This window comes from Luteibacter sp. CQ10 (genome assembly GCF_040900725.1).
Taxonomy (GTDB): Bacteria; Pseudomonadota; Gammaproteobacteria; order Xanthomonadales; family Rhodanobacteraceae; genus Luteibacter.
Genome location: NZ_JAEUYM010000002.1, coordinates 474,899 through 495,642 on the forward strand (window position 1 = coordinate 474,899; position 20,744 = coordinate 495,642).

Annotated in this window: 19 protein-coding genes; 10 read left to right on the top strand and 9 right to left on the bottom strand. The window is 66.1% G+C overall.

Annotated features, from left to right (window positions below):
• Nucleotides 1–4 precede the first annotated feature (4 nt).
• The 5 genes from JNG39_RS11005 to JNG39_RS11025 are packed head-to-tail and all read left to right on the top strand — an operon-like array spanning nt 5 to nt 5,027.
• Complete coding sequence (locus JNG39_RS11005; RefSeq protein WP_368311422.1) at nt 5–1,696, top strand: GMC oxidoreductase; 1,692 nt, start codon at nt 5–7, stop codon at nt 1,694–1,696.
• A gap of 11 nt (nt 1,697–1,707) precedes the next feature.
• Nucleotides 1,708–2,298 carry a gluconate 2-dehydrogenase subunit 3 family protein gene (locus tag JNG39_RS11010; RefSeq protein ID WP_368311423.1) on the top strand — a complete coding sequence of 197 codons (591 nt, stop codon included), beginning with the start codon at nt 1,708–1,710 and terminating at the stop codon, nt 2,296–2,298.
• Nucleotide 2,299: 1 nt separating this feature from the next.
• The gene (locus JNG39_RS11015) at nt 2,300–3,355 is read left to right on the top strand and encodes a sugar phosphate isomerase/epimerase family protein (protein WP_368311424.1); all 1,056 of its coding nucleotides are present in this window, start codon (nt 2,300–2,302) and stop codon (nt 3,353–3,355) included.
• Nucleotides 3,352–4,263: a hydroxypyruvate isomerase family protein gene (locus JNG39_RS11020; RefSeq protein ID WP_368311425.1), complete on the top strand. Its 912-nt coding sequence runs from the start codon at nt 3,352–3,354 to the stop codon at nt 4,261–4,263. The genes JNG39_RS11015 and JNG39_RS11020 overlap by 4 nt, the downstream gene beginning before the upstream one ends.
• Nucleotides 4,260–5,027, top strand: a complete 768-nt coding sequence (locus tag JNG39_RS11025) for a DUF1080 domain-containing protein (RefSeq protein ID WP_368311426.1) — start codon at nt 4,260–4,262, stop codon at nt 5,025–5,027. The genes JNG39_RS11020 and JNG39_RS11025 overlap by 4 nt, the downstream gene beginning before the upstream one ends.
• Nucleotides 5,028–5,086: 59 nt before the next feature.
• Here JNG39_RS11025 and rclC read toward each other — a convergent pair whose 3' ends face one another.
• A complete protein-coding gene (rclC, locus tag JNG39_RS11030; protein WP_368311427.1) occupies nt 5,087–5,704 on the bottom strand; it encodes a reactive chlorine resistance membrane protein RclC in 618 nt (205 codons plus the stop codon).
• Nucleotides 5,705–5,712: 8 nt separating this feature from the next.
• Complete coding sequence (locus JNG39_RS11035; RefSeq protein WP_247372336.1) at nt 5,713–6,054, bottom strand: carboxymuconolactone decarboxylase family protein; 342 nt, start codon at nt 6,052–6,054, stop codon at nt 5,713–5,715.
• A gap of 374 nt (nt 6,055–6,428) precedes the next feature.
• On the opposite strand from JNG39_RS11035, the gene JNG39_RS11040 reads away from it, so the two are divergent.
• Nucleotides 6,429–7,409 (top strand): FecCD family ABC transporter permease, encoded by a 981-nt coding sequence (locus tag JNG39_RS11040; protein ID WP_368311428.1) that lies wholly within the window; start codon nt 6,429–6,431, stop codon nt 7,407–7,409.
• Here the strand turns inward: JNG39_RS11040 and JNG39_RS11045 are convergent.
• The 3 genes from JNG39_RS11045 to JNG39_RS11055 form a co-directional block, all read right to left on the bottom strand.
• The gene (locus tag JNG39_RS11045) at nt 7,396–7,806 is read right to left on the bottom strand and encodes a hypothetical protein (RefSeq protein WP_368311429.1); all 411 of its coding nucleotides are present in this window, start codon (nt 7,804–7,806) and stop codon (nt 7,396–7,398) included. The two genes, JNG39_RS11040 and JNG39_RS11045, sit on opposite strands and share 14 nt — an antisense overlap.
• A gap of 277 nt (nt 7,807–8,083) precedes the next feature.
• A complete protein-coding gene (locus tag JNG39_RS11050) occupies nt 8,084–8,779 on the bottom strand; it encodes a hypothetical protein (RefSeq protein WP_368311430.1) in 696 nt (231 codons plus the stop codon).
• A 3-nt stretch (nt 8,780–8,782) separates the two neighbouring features.
• Nucleotides 8,783–9,424, bottom strand: coding sequence for a transcriptional regulator (locus tag JNG39_RS11055; RefSeq protein ID WP_368311431.1), 642 nt, complete (start codon nt 9,422–9,424; stop codon nt 8,783–8,785).
• Nucleotides 9,425–9,527: 103 nt separating this feature from the next.
• Here JNG39_RS11055 and JNG39_RS11060 point away from each other — a divergent pair, with 103 nt between their 5' ends.
• Together JNG39_RS11060 and JNG39_RS11065 are read left to right on the top strand one after the other, a co-directional pair.
• Nucleotides 9,528–10,307: an ABC transporter ATP-binding protein gene (locus JNG39_RS11060; protein ID WP_368311432.1), complete on the top strand. Its 780-nt coding sequence runs from the start codon at nt 9,528–9,530 to the stop codon at nt 10,305–10,307.
• The gene (locus JNG39_RS11065) at nt 10,304–11,173 is read left to right on the top strand and encodes a cobalamin-binding protein (protein WP_368311433.1); all 870 of its coding nucleotides are present in this window, start codon (nt 10,304–10,306) and stop codon (nt 11,171–11,173) included. Before JNG39_RS11060 ends, JNG39_RS11065 begins: the two co-directional genes overlap by 4 nt.
• Nucleotides 11,174–11,194: 21 nt before the next feature.
• On the opposite strand, the gene JNG39_RS11070 is transcribed toward JNG39_RS11065, so the two are convergent.
• Genes JNG39_RS11070 through JNG39_RS11080 form a run of 3 tightly spaced genes read right to left on the bottom strand, consistent with a single transcriptional unit; the run spans nt 11,195 to nt 13,901 of the window.
• Nucleotides 11,195–12,271, bottom strand: coding sequence for a hypothetical protein (locus JNG39_RS11070; RefSeq protein ID WP_368311434.1), 1,077 nt, complete (start codon nt 12,269–12,271; stop codon nt 11,195–11,197).
• Nucleotides 12,271–12,963: a glycine zipper domain-containing protein gene (locus JNG39_RS11075; RefSeq protein ID WP_368311435.1), complete on the bottom strand. Its 693-nt coding sequence runs from the start codon at nt 12,961–12,963 to the stop codon at nt 12,271–12,273. The genes JNG39_RS11070 and JNG39_RS11075 overlap by 1 nt, the downstream gene beginning before the upstream one ends.
• Before the next feature lie 14 nt (nt 12,964–12,977).
• Nucleotides 12,978–13,901: a zinc ribbon domain-containing protein gene (locus JNG39_RS11080; RefSeq protein ID WP_368311436.1), complete on the bottom strand. Its 924-nt coding sequence runs from the start codon at nt 13,899–13,901 to the stop codon at nt 12,978–12,980.
• A 348-nt stretch (nt 13,902–14,249) separates the two neighbouring features.
• Between JNG39_RS11080 and JNG39_RS11085 the strand changes: the two genes are divergently transcribed.
• Both JNG39_RS11085 and JNG39_RS11090 read left to right on the top strand, forming a co-directional pair.
• A complete protein-coding gene (locus tag JNG39_RS11085; RefSeq protein WP_368311437.1) occupies nt 14,250–16,001 on the top strand; it encodes a hypothetical protein in 1,752 nt (583 codons plus the stop codon).
• Between the two features lie 100 nt (nt 16,002–16,101).
• Nucleotides 16,102–18,708 (top strand): response regulator, encoded by a 2,607-nt coding sequence (locus tag JNG39_RS11090; RefSeq protein ID WP_368311438.1) that lies wholly within the window; start codon nt 16,102–16,104, stop codon nt 18,706–18,708.
• Here JNG39_RS11090 and JNG39_RS11095 read toward each other — a convergent pair.
• Nucleotides 18,692–20,740 carry a prolyl oligopeptidase family serine peptidase gene (locus tag JNG39_RS11095; RefSeq protein ID WP_368311439.1) on the bottom strand — a complete coding sequence of 683 codons (2,049 nt, stop codon included), beginning with the start codon at nt 20,738–20,740 and terminating at the stop codon, nt 18,692–18,694. The genes JNG39_RS11090 and JNG39_RS11095 overlap by 17 nt on opposite strands.
• Nucleotides 20,741–20,744 lie beyond the last annotated feature (4 nt).

The window sequence follows — 20,744 nt, forward strand, 5'->3', positions numbered from 1 at the left end:
CCGCATGGAAAAGAACACATTCGACGCCATCGTCGTCGGTACCGGCGTCAGCGGCGGCTGGGCCGCCAAGGAACTCACCGAGAAGGGCCTGAAGACGCTCGTGCTCGAGCGCGGCCCGATGGTCAAGCACCTCGATTACCCGACGGCGATGAAGGCGCCCTGGGAACTCCCGTACGGCGACGAGCCGACGCAGGCAGACATCGCCCGCTGGCCCAAGCACACCCGTCCGTCGTTCTACGGCATCACCCAGTCCACCAAGCACTGGTTCGTCGACGACATCGACAATCCCTACGAGGAAACCAAGCCCTTCGACTGGTTCCGCGGCTACCACGTGGGCGGCCGCTCGTTGATGTGGGGACGCCAGAGCTATCGCCTGGGCGACCTGGATTTCGAAGCGAACGGCAAGGAAGGCGTGGGCGTTGACTGGCCCATCCGCTATGCGGACCTCGCGCCGTGGTACGACTACGTCGAGCACTTCATCGGCGTCAGCGGCAACACCGACGGACTGGCCCAGTTGCCGGACGGCAAGTTCCTCAAGCCGATGGAACTCAACTGCGTCGAGAAGGATTTCCAGGGCAAGCTCAACGACAAATTCCATCGCAAGCTCATCATCGGCCGCACCGCCAATCTCTCCGAACCGCTCAAGCACGACCAGAGCCCGCAGCGCGGCACCTGTCAGTACCGCAACCTGTGCATGCGCGGCTGTCCGTTCGGCGGCTACTTCAGCAGCAATTCGTCGACCCTGCCCTCGGCCGAGCGCACCGGCAACATGACCATGGTGACCAACGCCATCGTCTACGAACTCATCTACGACAACGACAAGGGCAAGGCCACCGGCGTGCGCGTGCTCGATGCCGAGACCGGCCACCAGACCGAATACTTCGCGAAGGTGATCTTCATGTGCGCCTCCACCTTCGGCACGGCGCACATCCTGATGAACTCGACCTCGAGCCGTTTCCCCAACGGCTTCGGCAACGACAGCGGCGAACTCGGCCACAACATCATGGACCACCTGTTCGGCACCGGCGCGCGCGCCATGGTCGAAGGCCATGAAGACCGCTACTACTCCGGACGCCGTCCCAACGGCTTCTACATCCCGCGCTACCGCAACGTGGGCAACGACAAGCAGAAGTACCTGCGCGGCTTCGGCTTCCAGGGCGGCGCGGGCCGCCAGGACTGGACGCGCCTCGTGGACCAGCAGGCCCTGGGCGAAGACCTCAAGCGCGCCGCGCAGGAGCCCGGCCCGTGGTACGTGTCGATGATGGGCTTCGGCGAGATGCTGCCGAACCACAAGAACTTCGTGACCCTGGATCGCAACCACAAGGACAAGTACGGCCTGCCCGTGCTCAACTTCGACGCCGCGCACCAGGAAAACGAGCTCATGATCGGCAAGGCGATCATCGACGACGCGATGGAAATGCTCACCTCCGCCGGCTACCGCGACGTGAACTCGTTCAAGATCAAGGCCAACGTGGGCGCGGGTATCCACGAGATGGGTACCGCGCGCATGGGCCGCGATCCGAAGACCTCGGTGCTCAACGGCTGGAACCAGATGCACGCCTGCAAGAACGTCTACGTGACCGACGGCTCGGCGATGGCGTCGTCCGCCTGCCAGAACCCGTCCCTGACTTACATGGCGATGACCGCGCGCGCGGCCAACCACGCCGTGGAAGAACTCAAGCGCGGCAACATCTGAGGACCGACACCATGAATCGTCGCGAATGGTTGAAAAGCATGTCCGCGCTCGCCGTGGGCGCGATCGCGGGGCCGTCGTTGCTGGCCGTCTTCGACGCGCACGCCGCGTCGCAGAAGCCGGGCGCGAAGCCCGAATTCTTCACGCCGGCCCAGTACGGCCTGGTCGGCGCCGTATCGGACATCGTGATCCCGCGCACCGATACGCCGGGCGCCGTCGACGCGGGCGTGCCGTTGTTCGCCGACCAGATGTTCAAGGCCGTCTACACCAAGACCGAGCAACAGCGTTACCTCACCGCGATGGCCGCGTTCGACAAGGCGGGCGGCAAGCCGTTCCTCCAGCTCGACGACGCCCAGCGCAAGGCGCTGGTGACGAAGCTGCATGCCGAAGGCCTCGCCGTTCCCAAGGGCGGCAAGCCGGCTCCCGCGGCGGATTTCGTGCTCATGAGCAAGAAGCTGGCGATGCTGGGCTTCTTCCTGTCGCAACCCGGTTGCACGCAGGTGCTTCAGTACGATCCCGTGCCCGGCGCCTGGAAGGGCGATATCCCGCTGTCCCAGGCGGGTAACGGCAAGGCCTGGGCCGAAGAGACCTCACTGAAGATCTGACATGAAGACACTCAAGGGCCCGGGCATCTTCCTCGCCCAGTTCGCATCCGACGAGGCGCCGTTCAACACCTTGCCCGACATCGCCCGCTGGGCGGCGTCGCTCGGCTTCGTGGGCGTGCAGATCCCCTCCAACGACGCCCGCCTGTTCGACCTGGAGAAGGCGGCGTCCAGCAAGGGGTACTGTGACGACATCACCGGCATGCTCGCCGAGCACGGCCTGGCGGTGACCGAACTGTCCACGCACCTGCAAGGTCAGCTGGTGGCGTCGCACCCCGCCTACGATCGCCTGTTCGACGGCTTCGCCCCGCCCGAGCTGCGCGGCCATCCGCAGCAGCGCCAGGAATGGGCGGTGCGACAGCTCAAGCTCGCGGCGAAGGCCAGCCATCACCTCGGCCTGACGGCGCATGCGACGTTCTCCGGCGCGCTGGCCTGGCAATTGTTCTATCCGTGGCCGCAACGTCCCGCGGGCCTGGTCGAGGAAGCCTTCGCCGAACTCGGCCGGCGCTGGAAGCCGATCCTCGACGCCTTCGACGACGTCGGCGTCGATGTCTGCTACGAGCTGCACCCGGGCGAAGACCTGCACGACGGCGCGACCTTCGAGCGGTTCCTCGATGCCGTGGATCATCACCCGCGAGCGAACATCCTTTTCGATCCGAGCCACATGGTGCTGCAGCAGATGGACTACCTGCAGTTCATCGACAACTACCACGAGCGGATTCGCGCTTTCCACGTGAAGGACGCCGAATTCCGTCCGAACGGGCGCTCGGGGGTCTACGGCGGCTACCAGTCCTGGATCGACCGCCCCGGCCGCTTCCGCTCGCTGGGCGACGGACAGATCGACTTCGGCGCCATCTTCAGCAAGCTCGCCCAGTACGACTATCCCGGCTGGGCCGTGCTCGAGTGGGAATGCTGCATCAAGGACGGCCAGCAAGGCGCGAAGGAAGGCGCACCCTTCATCCGCCAGCACATCATCAAGGTCACCGAGCGCGCCTTCGACGACTTCGCCTCGAGCGGCAGCGACCGGGCATTCAACCGAACCATCCTGGGACTCGAATGACCACATCGGACCACTCCCCCGACATCGGCCGCCGCGCGGCGCTGGGGCATCTCGCCACCGCCGCTGCCGCATTCGGCGCCGCGCCGCTGCTAGCCTCCGCCGACACCGTGTCCGGCAAGGCCGTTTCGGCCAAACCGGGGCCCGGACGACTCAAGCAATCGTTGAGCCGCTGGACCTCGAAGGCACCGCTGCCCGAGTTGTGCAGACGCCTCAAGGCCCTGGGCTTCGCCGGCGTCGACCTGCTCTACGTCGACGAATGGTCGACGGTGATCGACAGCGGCCTGGCCGTGACGATGGGGTATCCCGCCAAGCGCGACAACTTCATCGAGATGGGTTTCAACGACCCGGCCAACCACGCCCAGCTGCTGAAGGAACTGGAGACCACGATTCCCCTCGCGAAGAAGGCGGGCGTGAAGAACGTGATCACCATGTTCGGTAATCGCAAGGCGGGCATCGACGATCGCAAGGCCCTCGACAACTGCGTGGCCGGACTGTCGAAGATCGCCCCTTTCGCCGCCGAGAACAGCGTCACCCTTTGCGTCGAACTGCTCAACAGCAAGGTCGACCACCACGGCTACCAGGGCGACAGCACGAGGTTCGGTGCCGAGGTGATGAAGGGCATCGGCTCGCCCAACGTCAAGCTGCTCTACGACATCTATCACATGCAGATCATGGAAGGCGACGTGATCCGCACCATCCGCGACAACATCCAGTGGATCGGTCATTTCCACACGGGCGGCGTACCGGGCCGTCACGAGATCGACGGCACCCAGGAACTCAACTACCACGCCATCGCCAAGGCGATCGCCGACCTGAACTACCAGGGTTACATCGCGCATGAATTCATGCCCGCGGGACCCGACCCCTTCGAATCGTTTGCCGAGGCCTTCAAGATATGCACGGTATGACTGTCCTGCGCACGAGCGCTGCGCTTTTCCTCGTTCTGGCCGCCGGTTCGGCGTCCGCACAGGACGACCCCAAGGCCACCGAGCAGTGGGAGCCCGTACCCAAGGTCGTGTCGCCCGGCAAGACCGCCGGTGCGCCGCCCTCCGATGCCGTCGTGTTGTTCGATGGCCTCGACGTCGCCGCCTGGGAAGCATCGAAGGATCATTCGCCCGCGCACTGGAAGGTGCACGATGGCGTGCTGACGGTCGACAAGACCTCGGGCAACATCCAGACGAAGCAGAAGTTCAAGAACTACCAGCTCCACCTGGAATGGCAGGTGCCCAAGGACATCACCGGCGAAGGCCAGGGCCGCGGCAACAGCGGCGTGTTCCTCGCGTCGACCGGTCCCGGCGACGAGGGCTACGAGGTCCAGATCATGGACTCGTGGAAGAACCCCACCTATGTCAACGGGCAGGCGGGCAGCGTCTACAAGCAGGCCGCGCCGCTGGTCAACGCGATGCGTCCGCCGGGCGAATGGCAGACCTATGACATCGTCTGGACGGCGCCGGTGTTCGCCGCCGACGGCACGGTCAAGTCGCCGGCCTACGTCACGCTGTTCCACAATGGCGTGCTGGTGCAGAACCACACCGAACTCACGGGTGAAACCTTCTACATCGGCAAGCCCAAGTACAAGCCCTATGCCGACGCGCCGATCAAGCTTCAGGCCCATGGCGACCATTCGCAGCCCATCAGCTTCCGCAACATCTGGGTCAGGCCGCTGAACTGATTCCCCGGCAAAACGAAGGCCCCGGCTCACGAAGCCGGGGCCTTTTCACATCCGCACGTTCAGCGCAGCGCCACGCGCGCGCCATTCACGGCGATGGCCGCCTTTTCCTTCCGCTCGGCCAGGATGCCCCTGGCGGCATCCACACCGATGATCCACGCACCGGCCAGCATCATCGTGTCCTTGAGCACCAGGCGACCGGCACCCGACAGATACGGGAAACCGTGCTGGGCGTCACCGAGCGCACCCACCCATGCTTCGGGTGTCGTTACCAGGAACGATAGCGTGACCAACGTCGTCGCGAAGGAAAGAAACGCACCGAGCAGACCAAGCCGCTTCGACACCGGGTAAGCCAGCACGAGCAACGCGATGACCCACTCGACCACGCCCAGCCCGGTGGAGAAGCCGTACGTGTTGTTCGCCGTCTGCCACTCGCGTTTCGCCGGATCGAGTTCGCCCTCATGGGTGAGGTGCGCCTTGTACTCCGTCGGATGCTCGTAGAAGAACGACATCACCGGACTGTTGGCTACGAACGGCGTAATGCTGTCCGCTTCGTAGGGAACGAACTTCAGCGCGCCGATCCACATGAACACGATGGCGATCGCCAGGCGCATGAGCGTGATGCCCACGCGATCCGTTTTTGCGAGGGCGCCAAGCGCCCTCTCGAATGCCTGTTTCATGACGTTGCTCACTTCTCACCGTGGGCTTGCACGGCGTCCATGACGCGTGCCGAGTAAACCATGGTCGCTCCGGCGTTCAACGCCACGGCCACGCCCAGTGCTTCGGCGATCTCCTCCTTGGTCGCGCCGTGCTTCAACGCTTCGGCGGAATGCACCGTGATACAGCCGTCGCAACGGGTGGTCACCGAGACCGCCAGCGCGATCAGTTCGCGCACCTTGGGGCCGAGCAGGTCGGCCTTGGCACCGGCGCCCGATAGCGTCTGGTAACCCTTGAGGGTATCGGGGCTGAGGGCACCCAGTTCGCCGATACGCTTGGTCAGCTTCTTGCGGTAGTCGAGCCAGTCCAACATGACAGTGATCCTCTGGAGGGGAGCCCGGCCGTTCGGCCTCCCGGTGACGCATAGTCTCCGCCACCCGAACGAGTTCCTTAAGCCTCCAGAAGCGCATCATTTGGCTCTTGCGTCTCACCGACCGCCCAGAAGGTGGAGAAGGGAAACCGTATGCGCGCCTTCCGCCGCAGCGACGGCGAACGCCGCTTCGCGGTGCATGGGCCGACGGTCGAAACCCGCCCGATCGACGCGCTTGGGCTTGCCATCGTTGCCGACTCGCTGCCCTGGTCGCGCCGTTCCTTTATCCTGACGGGTTCACGACAAGGCCCATCGACGACGTGCCACGCCCTTCCCTTTCCCGCCAAGCGCCTCGCATCGCCACTTTCGGTGCGGCCGTGCGTCTGTGGGGCGCCATGGGCGTGGTCGCCGCGGCGGTGTTGCTGGCCTCGATCCTCCTGGGTGGCGTCGATACGCGATTCGCCGACGCCTGGACGGCGCTGACCACGAGCGGCGACACGCCGATGCACGCCATCGTCTGGGAGTTGCGCGTGCCCCGTGCCGTGGCGGCCTTCGGCGTGGGCGGGTTGCTGGCGATGTCCGGTTGCCTCATGCAGGTGCTGGTCCGCAATCCACTGGCGGACCCTTACACGCTGGGCCTTTCGGGCGGCGCCGCCGTGGGGGCGCTCGGCGCCATGCTGGCCGGGGCGGGTGCCATGCTGGTCGCCGCGGGCGCGGCGACGGGCGCGTTGTTTGCCTGCGTGGCGGTGTTCGTGCTGGCCCATCGCGACCTGCTGTCGCGCCAGCGCGCCACGCATCGCGACGACGCCACCGACCTCATCCTCATCGGCGTGATGCTGGCCGCCGGTTTCGGCGCCATCGTCAGCATGATGCTGGTGCTGGCTCCCGACCGTAACCTGCGCGGCATGCTGTTCTGGATGATGGGTGACCTCAGCGGCGTGGCGTATTGGCTGCTGCCGTTCGCCTGCCTCCTCGCCTGCCTGCTGGCGATCGTCCCGCTCGGCCGCCAGCTCAACCTGCTCGCCCGTGGCGAGGAATCGGCCAGCGCGCTGGGCGTGCGGCCCAACGTGGTGAAGTCGGCCATCTTCGCCTTCGCCTCCATCGCCACCGCCGTCGCCGTCACCACCGCCGGTACGGTGGGTTTCGTCGGCCTGGTGGTGCCGCACGCGCTGCGCCGGCTGGTGGGCAACGATCAGCGCGTGCTGGTACCGGCCAGCGCCATCGGCGGCGGCATCCTCGTGGTGGTCGCCGACACGATCTCACGCGTGGTCGCCGACCCCATCCAGCTCCCGGTGGGCGCGGTGATGGCGGTGATCGGCGTACCGACCTTCCTTTTCCTGCTGGTCAAGCGGCACTGACGTCGAGGAAATTCTCGACATCGCTGTCGACCCGCCGCTCAAGGGATCGCTCCATCAAAATCAGCGCGCTGCAATCGTCGTCAGGTGCAGCATCGCTTTCGTGGCCTGAAATGTCCCTCGTCCAATAACCGTCCGTGGCCAGGATCCAGTCGCCATCGGCGGCGTGGAAGGGGCCCGACGATTGCGGAGCGTATCGTCGCGCGCTCACGATCCGGGTGACGGCGCGATGATCCGGATGGTTGAGATGTTCCCGGGTGAAGGTTTCCCCGTAGAGGGTGGCGGCGCAATGCACCGGTGTGAGCCAGTCGGCCTCGCGTGTCCCACGATAGCGTCCGATCCTGCAATCCCCGCTGCTGAGCGTCCACCCGATATGGCTTGCATGGTCGATGTGCAGCATCGCGAAGCAGAACCTTTCTCCGGGGAAGCTTCCGCGTCGCCGGTTCCGTTCTTCTTCGCACAGCTTCGTGCATAGGTCGAACGAAGGGTTGTCATGTGAGGCCGCGGCACGTGCTATCCCACCCGCGAAATCCCGGGCGAATGATCCATGACTGGGCGATGGACTCGCGGTGTCCACGACGAACGCCAGCGTGAAACCACGCCCCAAGACAACGGCCCCCGCATCCAGGTTGACCTGCTGCGTGACGCCACGACGACTCGTCCATGAATAGCCGGGTCTATTCATCGCGTTCGCCAACGATCACGCGACGGAGGCGATGCATGATGATCTCCTGCTTCACCGGATCGCCCCGTACGACGTCCTGTACCGCGTAGTCGAATCCGTTTTCGTCGAGCAGGGCCGATAGACCGTGCACCATGTAGGCGCGCATCGCTTCTTCGGCAGACCCGATTTCCCCGATGATCTCGCGACGACCTCCGAACAACGTCAGCAAATCCTCGACATCCCGGCTCGTCATCGGATCACCGTTGCCTCGTCCCGCATAGGCTTCAAGCTTGGTCGCCACGAAACAGGCCGGCGATACGAGCCTGACCACGAAACCGTCCACGTCCATCGGCGATGCGCTCGCCAGGGCGGCCGCGTACCAGCGGTTGGAGAATCCAAGGACAGTCTCGTCGTCGGGCATGAAGTCGACACGTATTTCTCCGCACTTCATGGCGCACATGGGCGAGCCGTCGTCCATGTCGTCGGTGAATCCCTGCTTTCGCAGGCGCGTTTGCAGGTTGTACCACTGGACCATGCCCACCACGTGTACGATGAGGTCGACGTCTTCCGTATGGCGGATATCCCCGAGAAAGAGTTCGTCGGTAAGCAGCAGGCCGGTCGAGCAGCCGCCCACGAGCACCACTTCGTCGAGGATGGGGCCGAGACGACGGGCCACCTCGGCGATCATTCGCTTATTCGCTATGGACACGCTTCATTCCCTTATGGACAGCAACCGGCGCAGTTCGCGCTCCGCGATACCACGTTCCCTCGCGGCGCCGAGCCGTATCGCGTCGAGCAACGCAAGCAGCGCATACAACGTCGGGTCCTGACGAACGGCGAAAGGTACGGATGCGCTCAATGGGGTCACGGCCTGTCCCATCGTATTCCCGCGTGGGTCCGGCCAGACCTGGGCCGCCATCGAATCTGCCGCCGTATATAGCTTTCCCTGGAAAACGGGAGCGGATACGCCGGTGGCGATGCCACGCGTCGGTGCACCCGGCCTGACGGGAAAGACATATCTCGCGCCATAGACGAGGAATTCGAACAGGCCGCGACGGTTGACGGAAGGCGCGCCCTCGCGCGCCGCGATCATCAAGCCTATGTCGATGCAATGACGCATCGATATACTTACCTGCGACTTGCTGATTCCCGTGGAAAGCGCCAAGCCCCGCACGCTGAAGTCCACGGGCGCATCGCTGGGCAAGGAAGTCGCGGCGGGAGCTTCGGCATGGGAATCGTCCGGATCATAAAGGCGCTCCCAGTCCTGCCATCCCTCCGTACGCAGTGCGAATGGCGTCTCGGGGCGGGTCAGGCTGGCGATTTTGAGCAGGAGCAAGAGATCTTGACTTTTCATATGGATCACTCCAAGCCCGTCCACTGTCCATGGACTTTGGACATAATTAAGTAATCAACGTGAATAAGTCAAGCTCGCCGCGCGTCCGCCACTCCCATCGCCCATGCTGACGGCCCAACGCCTTCAACTGGCGGTACGAGGGCGCGTTCTGGTCGAGTGCCTCGACCTGCACATCGAACCCGGTCAGGTGCACTGCGTGCTGGGCCCCAACGGCGCGGGCAAGTCCACCCTGTTGCGTACACTGGCCGGCCTGCGCGATCCCGACGGCGGCAGCGTGCGTCTCGACGGCCGCGAGGTCGGCGATTACACGCCGATGGAACTGGCCCGCCGACGCGGTTTCCTGCCCCAGTCGATCGTGGACGCCTTCAGCCTTACGGTGATGGAAGCGGTGGCCGCTGCGCGCCATCCTCGCCTGCCTTTCTGGGCCTGGGGCGATGAAGACGACACGCCGGTGCGCCGTGCTCTCGCCACCTTCGAACTGGACGAACTCGCCGAACGCGACATCACCACGCTCTCCGGCGGCGAACGCCAGCGCGTGAACATCGCCGCGCTGTTCACCCAGGAGGTCGACGTGATGCTGCTCGACGAACCGCTCTCGTCGCTCGACCTGCACCACCAGATGAAGACGCTCCACGAGTTGATGCGGGCGGCGACGCACGAGGGACGTTCCGTGGTCTACACCGTGCACGACATCAACCTGGCTGCGCAGCACGCCACGCATGCCATCCTCCTCGACGGCCGCGGTCATGCCCTGGCCGGTCCTGCCGACGAAGTGATCACCAGCGAACACCTGAGCGCCGCGTTCCACCATCCCATCCAGGGCATCGAACTCGGCGGCGAGCGATTCTTCCGCGCGGGCCGCCTCACGGATACCCACCTATGATCCGACCGCTCCTTATCGCCCTGCTCGCGATCAGCGCATCGGCACGAGCCGCCGTCAGCGTCACCGACGACGCCGGCCGCACCGTGACGCTACCGGCGCCGGCGCACCGCATCGTCAGCCTCGCGCCGAACATCACCGACGCGCTCTTCGCGGCCGGCGCGGGGGCCTACGTCGTCGGCACGTCGCGATACAGCGAGCACCCGGAAGCGGCCAGGCGCATTCCCGTGGTGAGCGATGCCACGACGATCGACCTCGAGCGCATCGTCGCGCTCAAGCCCGACATCGTTCTCGTCTGGAAGAGCGGCACACCCGCGGTGCAGGTGGAGAAACTGTCCCGCCTCGGCATGCCGATCTTTTATGCGGAAACCACCCGCCTGGCCGACATCGCGCCCGCGACGCGACGTTTCGGCGTGCTGGCCGGCACCGACGACGTCGCCGCGAAGCACGCCGCCGCCTTCGAGGCCTCGCTGGCGGCGCTGCGCGCCACCTATGCGGGCAAGAAGCGACTGAAGGTGTTCTACCAGATCTGGGACCGCCCGCTGATGACCGTCGGCCACGCGCAGATCATCGACGATGCCCTCGACCTGTGCGGCGGCGACAACCTCTTCGCCGACCTGAACCAGGCCGCGCCCACGGTCACGCGCGAAGCCGTGCTCGCCCGCGCGCCCGAGGTCATCGTCACGGGCGGCAACGACGGCGACTCACTGGACGGCTGGAAGCGCAGCACGTTCCTTCCCGCGGTCAAGCACGGCAACGTATTCGTGGTGGACGCCCCCACCCTGGCCTCGCCGTCACCGTCGATACTGCCCAGCGTCGAGGCGCTGTGCCGGGCGATGGATGCGGCGCGGACACGCGCAATGCGTTGAGCTCCGCGCGTGCCGCTGGCATCAGCCGGCCTGTCCGCATTCTCCGCAAAAGCGATCGCCTTCCGTCATACGGGCACCGCATCCCGCGCAATCGCGAACCGGATTGACGGGGGACGCCGGTCCTTTCGTCGTGGCCTGGGGGCGATGCGTCTCCAGCGCGCGCCGGACCGTGGACATCCCGGCTTGCAGGCGATCTTCCGAGGTGCCCTCCAGCCCGGTCGCCAGCGAGTCGTGGATCATGATGTAACCCAGCAAGCCCACCAGCACGAAGAGCGCCACCACCACCAGCATGATCATCCCCACCGAGGCTCCTGCCGCACCGGCCGACTGGAGCTGGTCGAACGCACCGTCGAGGGGACTTCCGCCGAATCCGCCGTAGATACGCTGGCGCGGCATGAACAACGAGCCGCCACCACCGAACATCGTCACGCTCAGCGTGGAGGTGAGGCCGAGCAGGCAACCGACGAATGCCGCCACCGGCGCGATGAGAAGCGCCAGAAGCACGAAGTGCAGAAGGGTATCCAGCGGACGCTTCACCACGATGTCCACCGCGCGACCGAGCGCGGCAAACACGCCGGCACCGCGCCATACCGCGACGAGTACCAGCGGAATGCCCAGCGCGAGCATCCCGTAGCAGAACGCCAGCACGATGGCGCCGGGGCCCGTGAGGACAAACGCGAACAGCGGACCGACGCCGGGAATCCGTGCCAGGAGCGAAAGCAGGTACATCAGCAGGAGTACGCCGCACAGGCCGAGGCCTAGCAGCAGGAATGCCAGCAGCGCGGTCCATGTGCTGTGCAGGCCGCCGAAGAACGCCGCCCCGAAGCTGCGCGACGGCGCACCGTCCGCCTGGTCGAGGAGAAGCAGCCCGGCGCCGTTGATGCCCGCCAGGCACACCGCCACGGCGGCGATCATCGGCAGGACACCCACGAGGAAGCCGACCCGCATGGTCAGTGAACCGGCCAGCGCCATGAGCGCTCCTGCCGCGACGATACCGATGGCCAGCATCGCGAAGGCGCGCCCGTTGCGAAGGCCTTCGTAACAGCGGACCAACAGACCGATGCGAGGGGTGTGGGCGGATCCATCCGTGGTGTTCATCAGCCCACCACCAGCATGGGCATCTCGTTGGTCTTTACCACCTTGTCGTTCATCGACAACGACGAACGCACCGTATAGCGCCCGCCCTGGATGCCCTTGGGCAGGTTGAAACTGAAGTTGGTCTGGTATTCGCCCGTGCCGCCGATGTCGGTCGCCTGTTTCGTCACCGTGGACAACGGCTTTCCGTCGGGCGAATACAGGGTCAACGTTTCGGCCAGCTTCGGTACCTGGTCATGGGTGCCGTTGACCACGACGATGCTGGATTCCAGGGCGACCGGGCTACCTGCGCGTACCGTCTCCGACGGCTGCAAGCTGCTGCGATACGACGACACCGTGTTCATCTCGGGAAGCGAACCGCGCTCGCGCCGATAGTCCGCTTCCACGGCGGCGTGATCGCGAATCTGCCGGGCGTGATAGTTGTAAGCGGTGCAGGCGATCGCGCCCACGCCGGCACCGACGGCGGCACCGACGAGGTGCCCTTTGCCCTTGCCGAAGAAAGCCCCGGCGAGGGCACCGACGACGGCGGCGGTGCCGGTGTCGCAGCCGGACGACGCCTGCGGCCGTGCGACCGGCTGCCCTGGACGGACGTTGCCGGATGATGGCGGCACCTGCGCGCATCCCGCGACGACACCGAGCACGGCGCTGACGGTAAGCGCGCCACAGAGGCGGATGGAACGATGAATGGCGTTCAAGGCGACGTCTTCCTTCACTGGATGGAAATGCTGTTCATGGCTTGCTGTTGCGCCCGCTGGGACTCGTCGAGCAATTTCCTGGCGCGGTCGAACCCTGGGCTCACGCCCAGCGCGGCCCGTGCATTGGCGATAGCGGTGGAATAATCCTGCCGGGAATACGCACGCTCGCCCTCGCGCACGAGGTTCAAGGCGACGTCCCTCATGGGAGCCTCCTTCACCGGCGTTCCGTCGTCCCCGGTGACAGGGCGCGCACGGGTACGCCCGACGCGACGCGCGCGATCGACCTCGGGGGACTTGGCGTCCACGTCGGCCACCTTCGCCGCCTCCTGGCGCGGAGCCTCCGCCACCGGCGGCGCAGGCTGCTCGGACTGCCGCGTGTCCTCCGGGGGCTTCGGTGCCTCGACGACGGGCGCGGCCACGGGCGCGGCGGCAGGCGCGGCCGGCGTTTCGACACGGACCGGCGCGGGCGCGGACGCGGACGCGACGGGGGCGTCAACGGACCGCTGCCCGGCGTCGCCGCGCAGGAACATCCAGGTGACGACGCCACCGGCGATGACGACCGCGCCGATGACCGCCGCGGCGATAAGCGGCCCGCGCATGCGGGGACGGCTCTCGATCGGTCCGGGAGCGGCGGCCCCGGCGCCGGATTCGTCGACGACCGTCGGTTCGACGGTATGCGGCGCGTCGTCGGGCCGATCTTCCACGACAGCGGATCGCGTGGATTCGGGTTCGACGAGTCCGGTAACCGGCGAAGCGTTCGCGGCGGTCGCCGGTACGGACGGTGTTCCGCACTGCTTGCAGAATCGCGCTCCCGGCGCCAGCGCCGATCCGCATCCGGCGCAAGCCACCGGCTCGGCGACCGCCTCGATGCGCGTTCCACAGGCCCGACAGAACCGGGTATCCCCTTCGTGCGCCTGCCCGCATTGCATGCACTTCATGGCTTTATTCTCCTTCGATGGACGACGCGCGATCGACATGCAGAATCCACCGCGCGACATGTCTTTTCGCGACGACATAATGACGCGCGACAAATTCGCGACACGCTGTTGAAAGCCTGCGGGAACGCCGTATGAGCGACGCCTGCATGCAGGTCGCTTCCGAAAATGCGTATCCGATTCCCCTGGTCATTCCTGATGCGTTGCGCTCCCGTCACGCCATGACATCGCCACGACGTACGTCTATGCTTACAAATCTCAGGGGAAGCGTGCAAGGCATTCATACGCGAGCATCATCGCGGCATCGTGTTTGCGCGCCCCGGAATATTCCATTCGAAGGAACGTCGATCCATGTCGTACGAATACAATGCCGATAGCCAGCGGATGGATTTTCCCAATCCGCTCTACGTGGAAAACTGGTTCCTCGCCGGCACGAGCGCGTTGCTGACACTGGGAGGCCTCACGCTTCTCATCGTCAGCCGGGGAAGCATGTCGCATGGACACGGCATGCAAAGCATGCTGCCGCTGCTGATCGGCCTGGGGCTGCTCGTCACGGGACTGAGGAAAGGTCGACGCCTATTCCTGCAACTCCGCTTTTTCTTCGGACGCGGCCTGCCCGCGGGACTCGCGCCGGAGCTTGCCCCGGATGCCGTGGGCAAGACCACGCACTCGGACGAGATCAAGGAGACGCTACGTCAGAACGCACTGACCTACCCCGAGCCCGGCGGCCCGCTCAATGGATTGCTGTATGCGTGGATCCGCGAACTGATCTTCGCGCCGCGTCCCGTCCAGCACATCGCGCAACGGCAATTCCAGACCGGCATCGTCATCGTGGTGACGCTCGTTTCCTTCCTGATTGCATGGCTCGGCTTGTCCGACCGGCAGGCGTCGGCATGGATCGGCCTGTTCTATTTCGGCTTCAGCGTCGCGCTGCTGCTGCGCCCGCTCGAAGCCGGTGCGGCGGCGAAGGCCGATGTCGGGCTACGCGGTCTCATCGTGCTGGTGCTCATGGCCATCTTCGGCCCGGTGCTCTTGCCGATGGTCTCGCACGCGCTTCCCGACATCGGATGGCTTTCGCTGGAAACGCAAACGCTTTTCCTGCTACTGGCGGCGCTCGCGAGCGTCGGCATGTACTTCCTCGCCCTGATGAACCAGATGAGCGGGCCGCCCGCCACCAACATGGCGCGGGAGCAGACCAGCCTGTCGATGAATTGCCATCCCAAGCAATTGATGGATGAACTCGACCGTACGCTGCAGGACGACTGGGTGGAACGCATACCCAACCGACGTTATGCCCGCATCCTTCCGCTGGTGGGCGGCGGCGTGGGCACGTTCCAGGCCGAACTGGTGGAAGAAACCCAGCCTCTCCCGGCCGCGGAGCAACGCAGGCTCGACATCGCCAGCGCATTCCGTCTTCCGCGCTTCCGCTGGATAGCCTGGCTCGACGTCGCCGGACTGAGCTTCACCGCCCTCGCCACGGCCTGGATCCTCGTCTTCGGCGTACGTTTCGATCCGGCCACGCTGGAGCCGCGCCTGTTCTCGCTGCTGACGTTCGGGTTGGCGATGCTGACCCTGGGTTCGTATTGCGTACGCGCCGGTCACGTGCTCTGGCAGCGCTTCGACTTCACCTCGCGCGTCGTCTGGATCGAGATGCAGGGCAATTACCAGTCGGCCCGCATGGACGTGGGCAACACGTTCAACGACCGCGTGAAGACGGAAAAGCAGGTCATCAACATCGAGACCATGACACTGCGAGTCTGGGCAGCCGAACTGGACAGCGTCATTTTCGGAAAGGATTCCGCGCGCCTCGTCACCGGCCTGCGCGGGCTTCCCGTGCTCGCCAGGCAACTGGTGGATCACCTGACCGCCTTCGCCCAGGAGCAGAGCGTCATCGTGGCGCCCACGTCGAAAACGGACCTGCAGAAAGCGGCCTTGCTCGGTAGCCTGAACCATCCGGTCGCGCCCGCGGCCGGCAGCCTCGCCGCCACCGTCGGCCCAGCCCACGTAGCGGCGATCGCGGCGCTGGGCTGCCCCTCCTGCGCGACGCCGGTCGGCATGGGCGACCGGTTCTGCGGAAACTGCGGCAGCGCCGTGTCGACCTGACGTCACGGCCAGGAGAAGCGTTCCCCGGCGGCTCTTGCGAAATCCCTCACATCCGCTATGCATATATTCGGTACGACAAGCCTATGGAACGTTGTCGTCGATGAGCGAGTCGCCCCCCAAGCAGGGACCGGATAGCGATCTTTCCTGGCTGGATGCCGGGGGCGAGACCGGCGCGCTCATACGCGCCTTCGACTGGAGCACCACCGGGCTCGGCCACATCGGACAGTGGCCGCAGAGCCTGCGCACGGCCACGGCCCTGTTGCTGCTCTCGCCGGTACCGATCGTGCTGCTGTGGGGCGAGCGCGGCATCATGATCTACAACGACGCCTATTCCGTCTTCGCGGGCAGCCGACATCCGCGCCTTCTGGGCTCGGAAGTCCGCAAGGGCTGGGCGGAGATCGCCGACTTCAACGACAACGTGATGCGGGTCGGCCTGGCCGGCGGCACGCTGGCCTACCGCGACCAGGAACTCACGCTCGAACGGCACGGCAAGCCCGAGCCGGTGTGGATGAACCTCGACTACTCGCCGGTGCTCGACGAGACCGGACAGCCGGGTGGCGTGATCGCCATCGTGGTGGAAACCACCGAACGCGTCCGCGCGGAACAACGGGTACGCGAAAGCGAAGAGCGCCTGCGCTTCCTCGACGAGCTGGGCAAGCGCACGGCCGAAACGACCGACGCCGACCGGATCATGGCGATCACCGCACGCATGCTCGGCGAGTATCTCGGCGTATCGGTCTGCGCCTATGCCGACATGGATGCGGACGAGGACGGTTTCACCATTCGTGGCGATTGGGCGACAGCCGGCGCGACGAGCATCGTCGGCCATTACCGGCTCAGTGCTTTCGGCAAGCGCGCCGTGCGCGACCTGCACGCCGGCCTGCCGCTCGTGCTGCATGACAATGCCGCCGAACTGTCCCCCGACGAAGCCGCGACGTTTCTGTCGATCGGGCTGGCCGCGACGATTTGCGTGCCCCTCATCAAGGAGGGCCGCCTCACCGCGCTCATGGCCATCCATGACGCGTCGCCCCGATCCTGGACGCCGCGCGAACTCGCGCTGCTTGCCGAAGTCTCCGAACGTTGCTGGGCGCACATCGAGCGTGCACGCGCAGAAGCCGTCACGCGCGACGGCGAGCGGCGATTCCGCGAGGAGCTGGAAGCCCAGGTGGCCGAACGCACCGCCGCCCTGGAGCGCAGCGAAGCGAACATCCGCACCATCTTCGAAACCTCGCACCTCTACCAGGGACTGATGTCGGCGGACGGCACGCTGCTCTACATCAACGGCACGGCACTGGCCGGCATCGGCGTCACGCTGGAGGACGTGGCCGGGCTGCCGTTCTGGCTCACGCCATGGTTCACCGATACGCCCGGCATGCCCGAAACCGTGGAAACGGCCGTGCGCCGCGTGGCTGGCGGGGCCACCGAGAACATCAGCATGACCCTCAACCTGCCCACGGGCGTACGGGCTTTCGATTTTTCGCTTCGCCCGGTGGTGAACGAGCGTGGCGACGTCACCGCCATGGTGCCCGAAGCGGTGGAGAAGACCGCCCGCATCAAGGCGGAACAGGCGCTGATGCAGGTGCAGAAAATGGAAGCGCTCGGCAGCCTCACGGGCGGCATCGCGCACGACTTCAACAACCTCCTGATGGCCGTCCAGGGCAGCCTCGAATTGCTTCGCGAGCGCATGCCGCAAGAGCCCCTGCTCCTTCGCCTGCTCGACAACGCGCGCGCCGGCGCCGAACGCGGCAGCTCGCTCACCGGTCGCATGCTGGCTTTCGCGCGGCGACAGGAACTGAAAACCGAGCGCGTCGACCTGCGCATGCTGGTCGACGGCATGGCCGATCTGATGCAGCGATCGCTGGGCTCCACGGTGACCGTCGAGGCCCATTTCGGCCCGCATCTGCCGGCCGTGGAGGTGGACGCGAACCAGATCGAAACCGCCCTGCTCAATCTGGCGGTGAACGCGCGCGACGCGATGGACGGCGCCGGCCGGCTGGTGATCGCCACCGACGAGGTATGGCTTCAGGACGCCATGGCGCAACTCGCCCCGGGCCACTACGTGCGCCTGGCCCTCTCCGACTCCGGCAGCGGCATGGACGAGCCGACGCTCAAGCGGGCGACCGAACCGTTCTTCACCACCAAGGGGGTCGGCAAGGGAACGGGACTCGGACTGTCGATGGTGCACGGCCTGGCCGAACAGTCGGGCGGTGCGCTCCTGTTGCACAGCGTGCCCGGGGAAGGCACCACGGCGGAAATCTGGCTGCCTGCCGTCGACGGCCCGGCATCCGCGCTGCGCACGCTGGACGACGCGATACCCGTGTTGCGGACGGGTGACGGCAACCTGCGCACCGTGCTCAGCGTCGACGACGACGACCTCGTGCGATCCACCACCGTCGAGATGCTCGAAGATCTCGGTTATCGCGTCTTATCGACATCGTCGGCGGAAGAGGCCTTGCGCGTACTCGAACGCACGCCCGTGGACCTGGTGATCACCGACCACGCCATGCCGCGCATGACGGGCGCGCAACTGGTGCTCCGCCTCCAGGAGCGCTGGCCGACCCTACCGGTGATCATGGCGACCGGCTATGCGGAACTGCCCATGGGCACGCAGCTGGAGATTCCGCGACTGGCCAAGCCCTATTCGCAGGCGGCGTTGGCGGAGATCGTGCATCGGACGCTGGACGGGCACGTCACTTCGTCGCGATAGCTCGCCGCAAGAGCGTGTTGCTCTCGATGTAACCCGCCATCTCCGCATCCGGCGCATCGTCGGCCAGTCCGCCGATATGACGGTGCAACATGTCGGCCATCAGGTAAAACCCCACCTCGCTCGCCACGGCGCGCTCGTTGACGTGCCCCGCGTCGGGATCGACCACGAGCGTCACCTCGCGACCGAGCCGATGCAGGTTCGCCGCATAACCCAGCACCCCGCGCAATGCGACGCGCTGGTCGCGGCCGCCGGCGATCATGAGCAACGGACGCTTCATGCGCCACGCGTTCGACAACGGCGATTGCGCGTGCAGCCGCCGCATGGCGGCCGGGTCGGCGAGGTCCAGCGACATCGCCGCCATCCAGCGTTCATAGGGCAATTCGCGCGAGAGCCGGTTCGCTTCCGAGGTGCGACCGATCCAGGTCAGGTCCCAGGCGAAATCCGCCGGTGGCACGAAGGCGACGCCCGCCTTGAACAGGTCCGATTGCCAGGTCAAGGCCAGCAGCGTCGCGTATCCACCGAACGAGGCGCCCACCATGGCGACGCGATCGGCATCGCCTACACCCGCATCGAGGAGAGCGTGCACGCCTTCCTCGATGTCACGCTGTACGCGGCCGTTGCCGAAATCACCGTGGGGTGCCAGGAGGTAGTCCCTGCCGAACCCCGTGGAGCCCCGGAAGTTGGGCTCGAACACGACATAGCCACGGTTGGCGAGAAACGCCGAATAGCCCGCGCCGAATTCGTCGGGATCGACATGGTTCCATGGGCCGCCATGCACCAGCACGGCGACCGGAAGACGGCTCGCGTCCTCACCGGGCGGAATGCGGACGAAGCCGTACAGGCGCATGCCGTCCGACGCCGTCCACTCGAACGGAAGCTGCCGTGCCATCGCGTCTTCGGGAAGCCACCGACCCGGGCGGCCATCGCGGGCATGGCGCGGCGCATCCGCGAGTATGTCGGTCAGGCGTCCCGTCGACGTGTCGAACAGGTGATAGCGCGTTCCTTGCATCGCGCCGCCTCGCTCTACCACGAGCCAATGCGAGCGGCCCGTGTCGAAGGACAGCGCATGCCGCGGAAGAAGACGTTCGATCGAACGCAAACGTTCGCCGGTCACGTCGTCCAGCGCCGTGCTGCCGGCGACGGCGCCGCGAAAGGTGAGGATCGCGGGCAGCCCATCCTCCGGACGTGCCGAGACGTCGTCGATGTCGGCCTCGCCATCGGGATCGGCGGCGATCTCCTGGAGCGTTCCGTCGGCACGCAGGCGTTGCAACCGGCGAAGATGGCCGCCCACGTCGCCGAGCAGGAAAACCCGGTCGCCCTCGCCCACCACGGGCCACAAGGTGCATCGACGCAGTACCTCGCAACGCAGGACGTCGGTACGCCTTCCCGACGCGTCGATACGCACGGTGACGATCGACGTATCGCGCATGTGCTGCACGTAGGCGAGCCGTTCGCCGGCGAAGGCGTAACCAGTGATGCGTTGCGGGCTTTCGTCGAGCACCGTCGACGCACCACTCACGTCGATTCGCGACAGGCGCCAGCCCGCCGGACGCCCCAGCGAATCGAGCGTCCGCTCGCGCACGAGGACCGCCGCTCGGGACGGATCGGGGTCGAGGAATTCACGCGCTTCCGGGCCACTCAGCGTCGTGAGCACTCGCGCGCCCCGGCCGATGGCCGACAGGACGGACAGCCTGCCCGGCGAGGCGACGACCAACCACCGGCTGTCGCGCGTCCACGCGACCCGTGTGGCTTCGGTATGCGCCAGCAGCATGCGCTCCCCGCCCGTGGCGACATCGAGGATCCAGACGCTCCGTGCATCGTCGCCGCCGCGCAGGAACGCCACGCTCCCGCCATCGGGCGCCATCGCCGTCGCGACGATGGACGGCTTCTGGAGAAACGCCTCGCGAGGGAATCGCGTCGCGACCGCACGGGCCGCTTCGATCCGTACGTCGTGCTGGAAATCGTTACCCAGGATCGGCATCGAGAAGACGAGCGCGAAGAGCGCTCCCAGCCAGGGCCGGAACGTGATCATGACG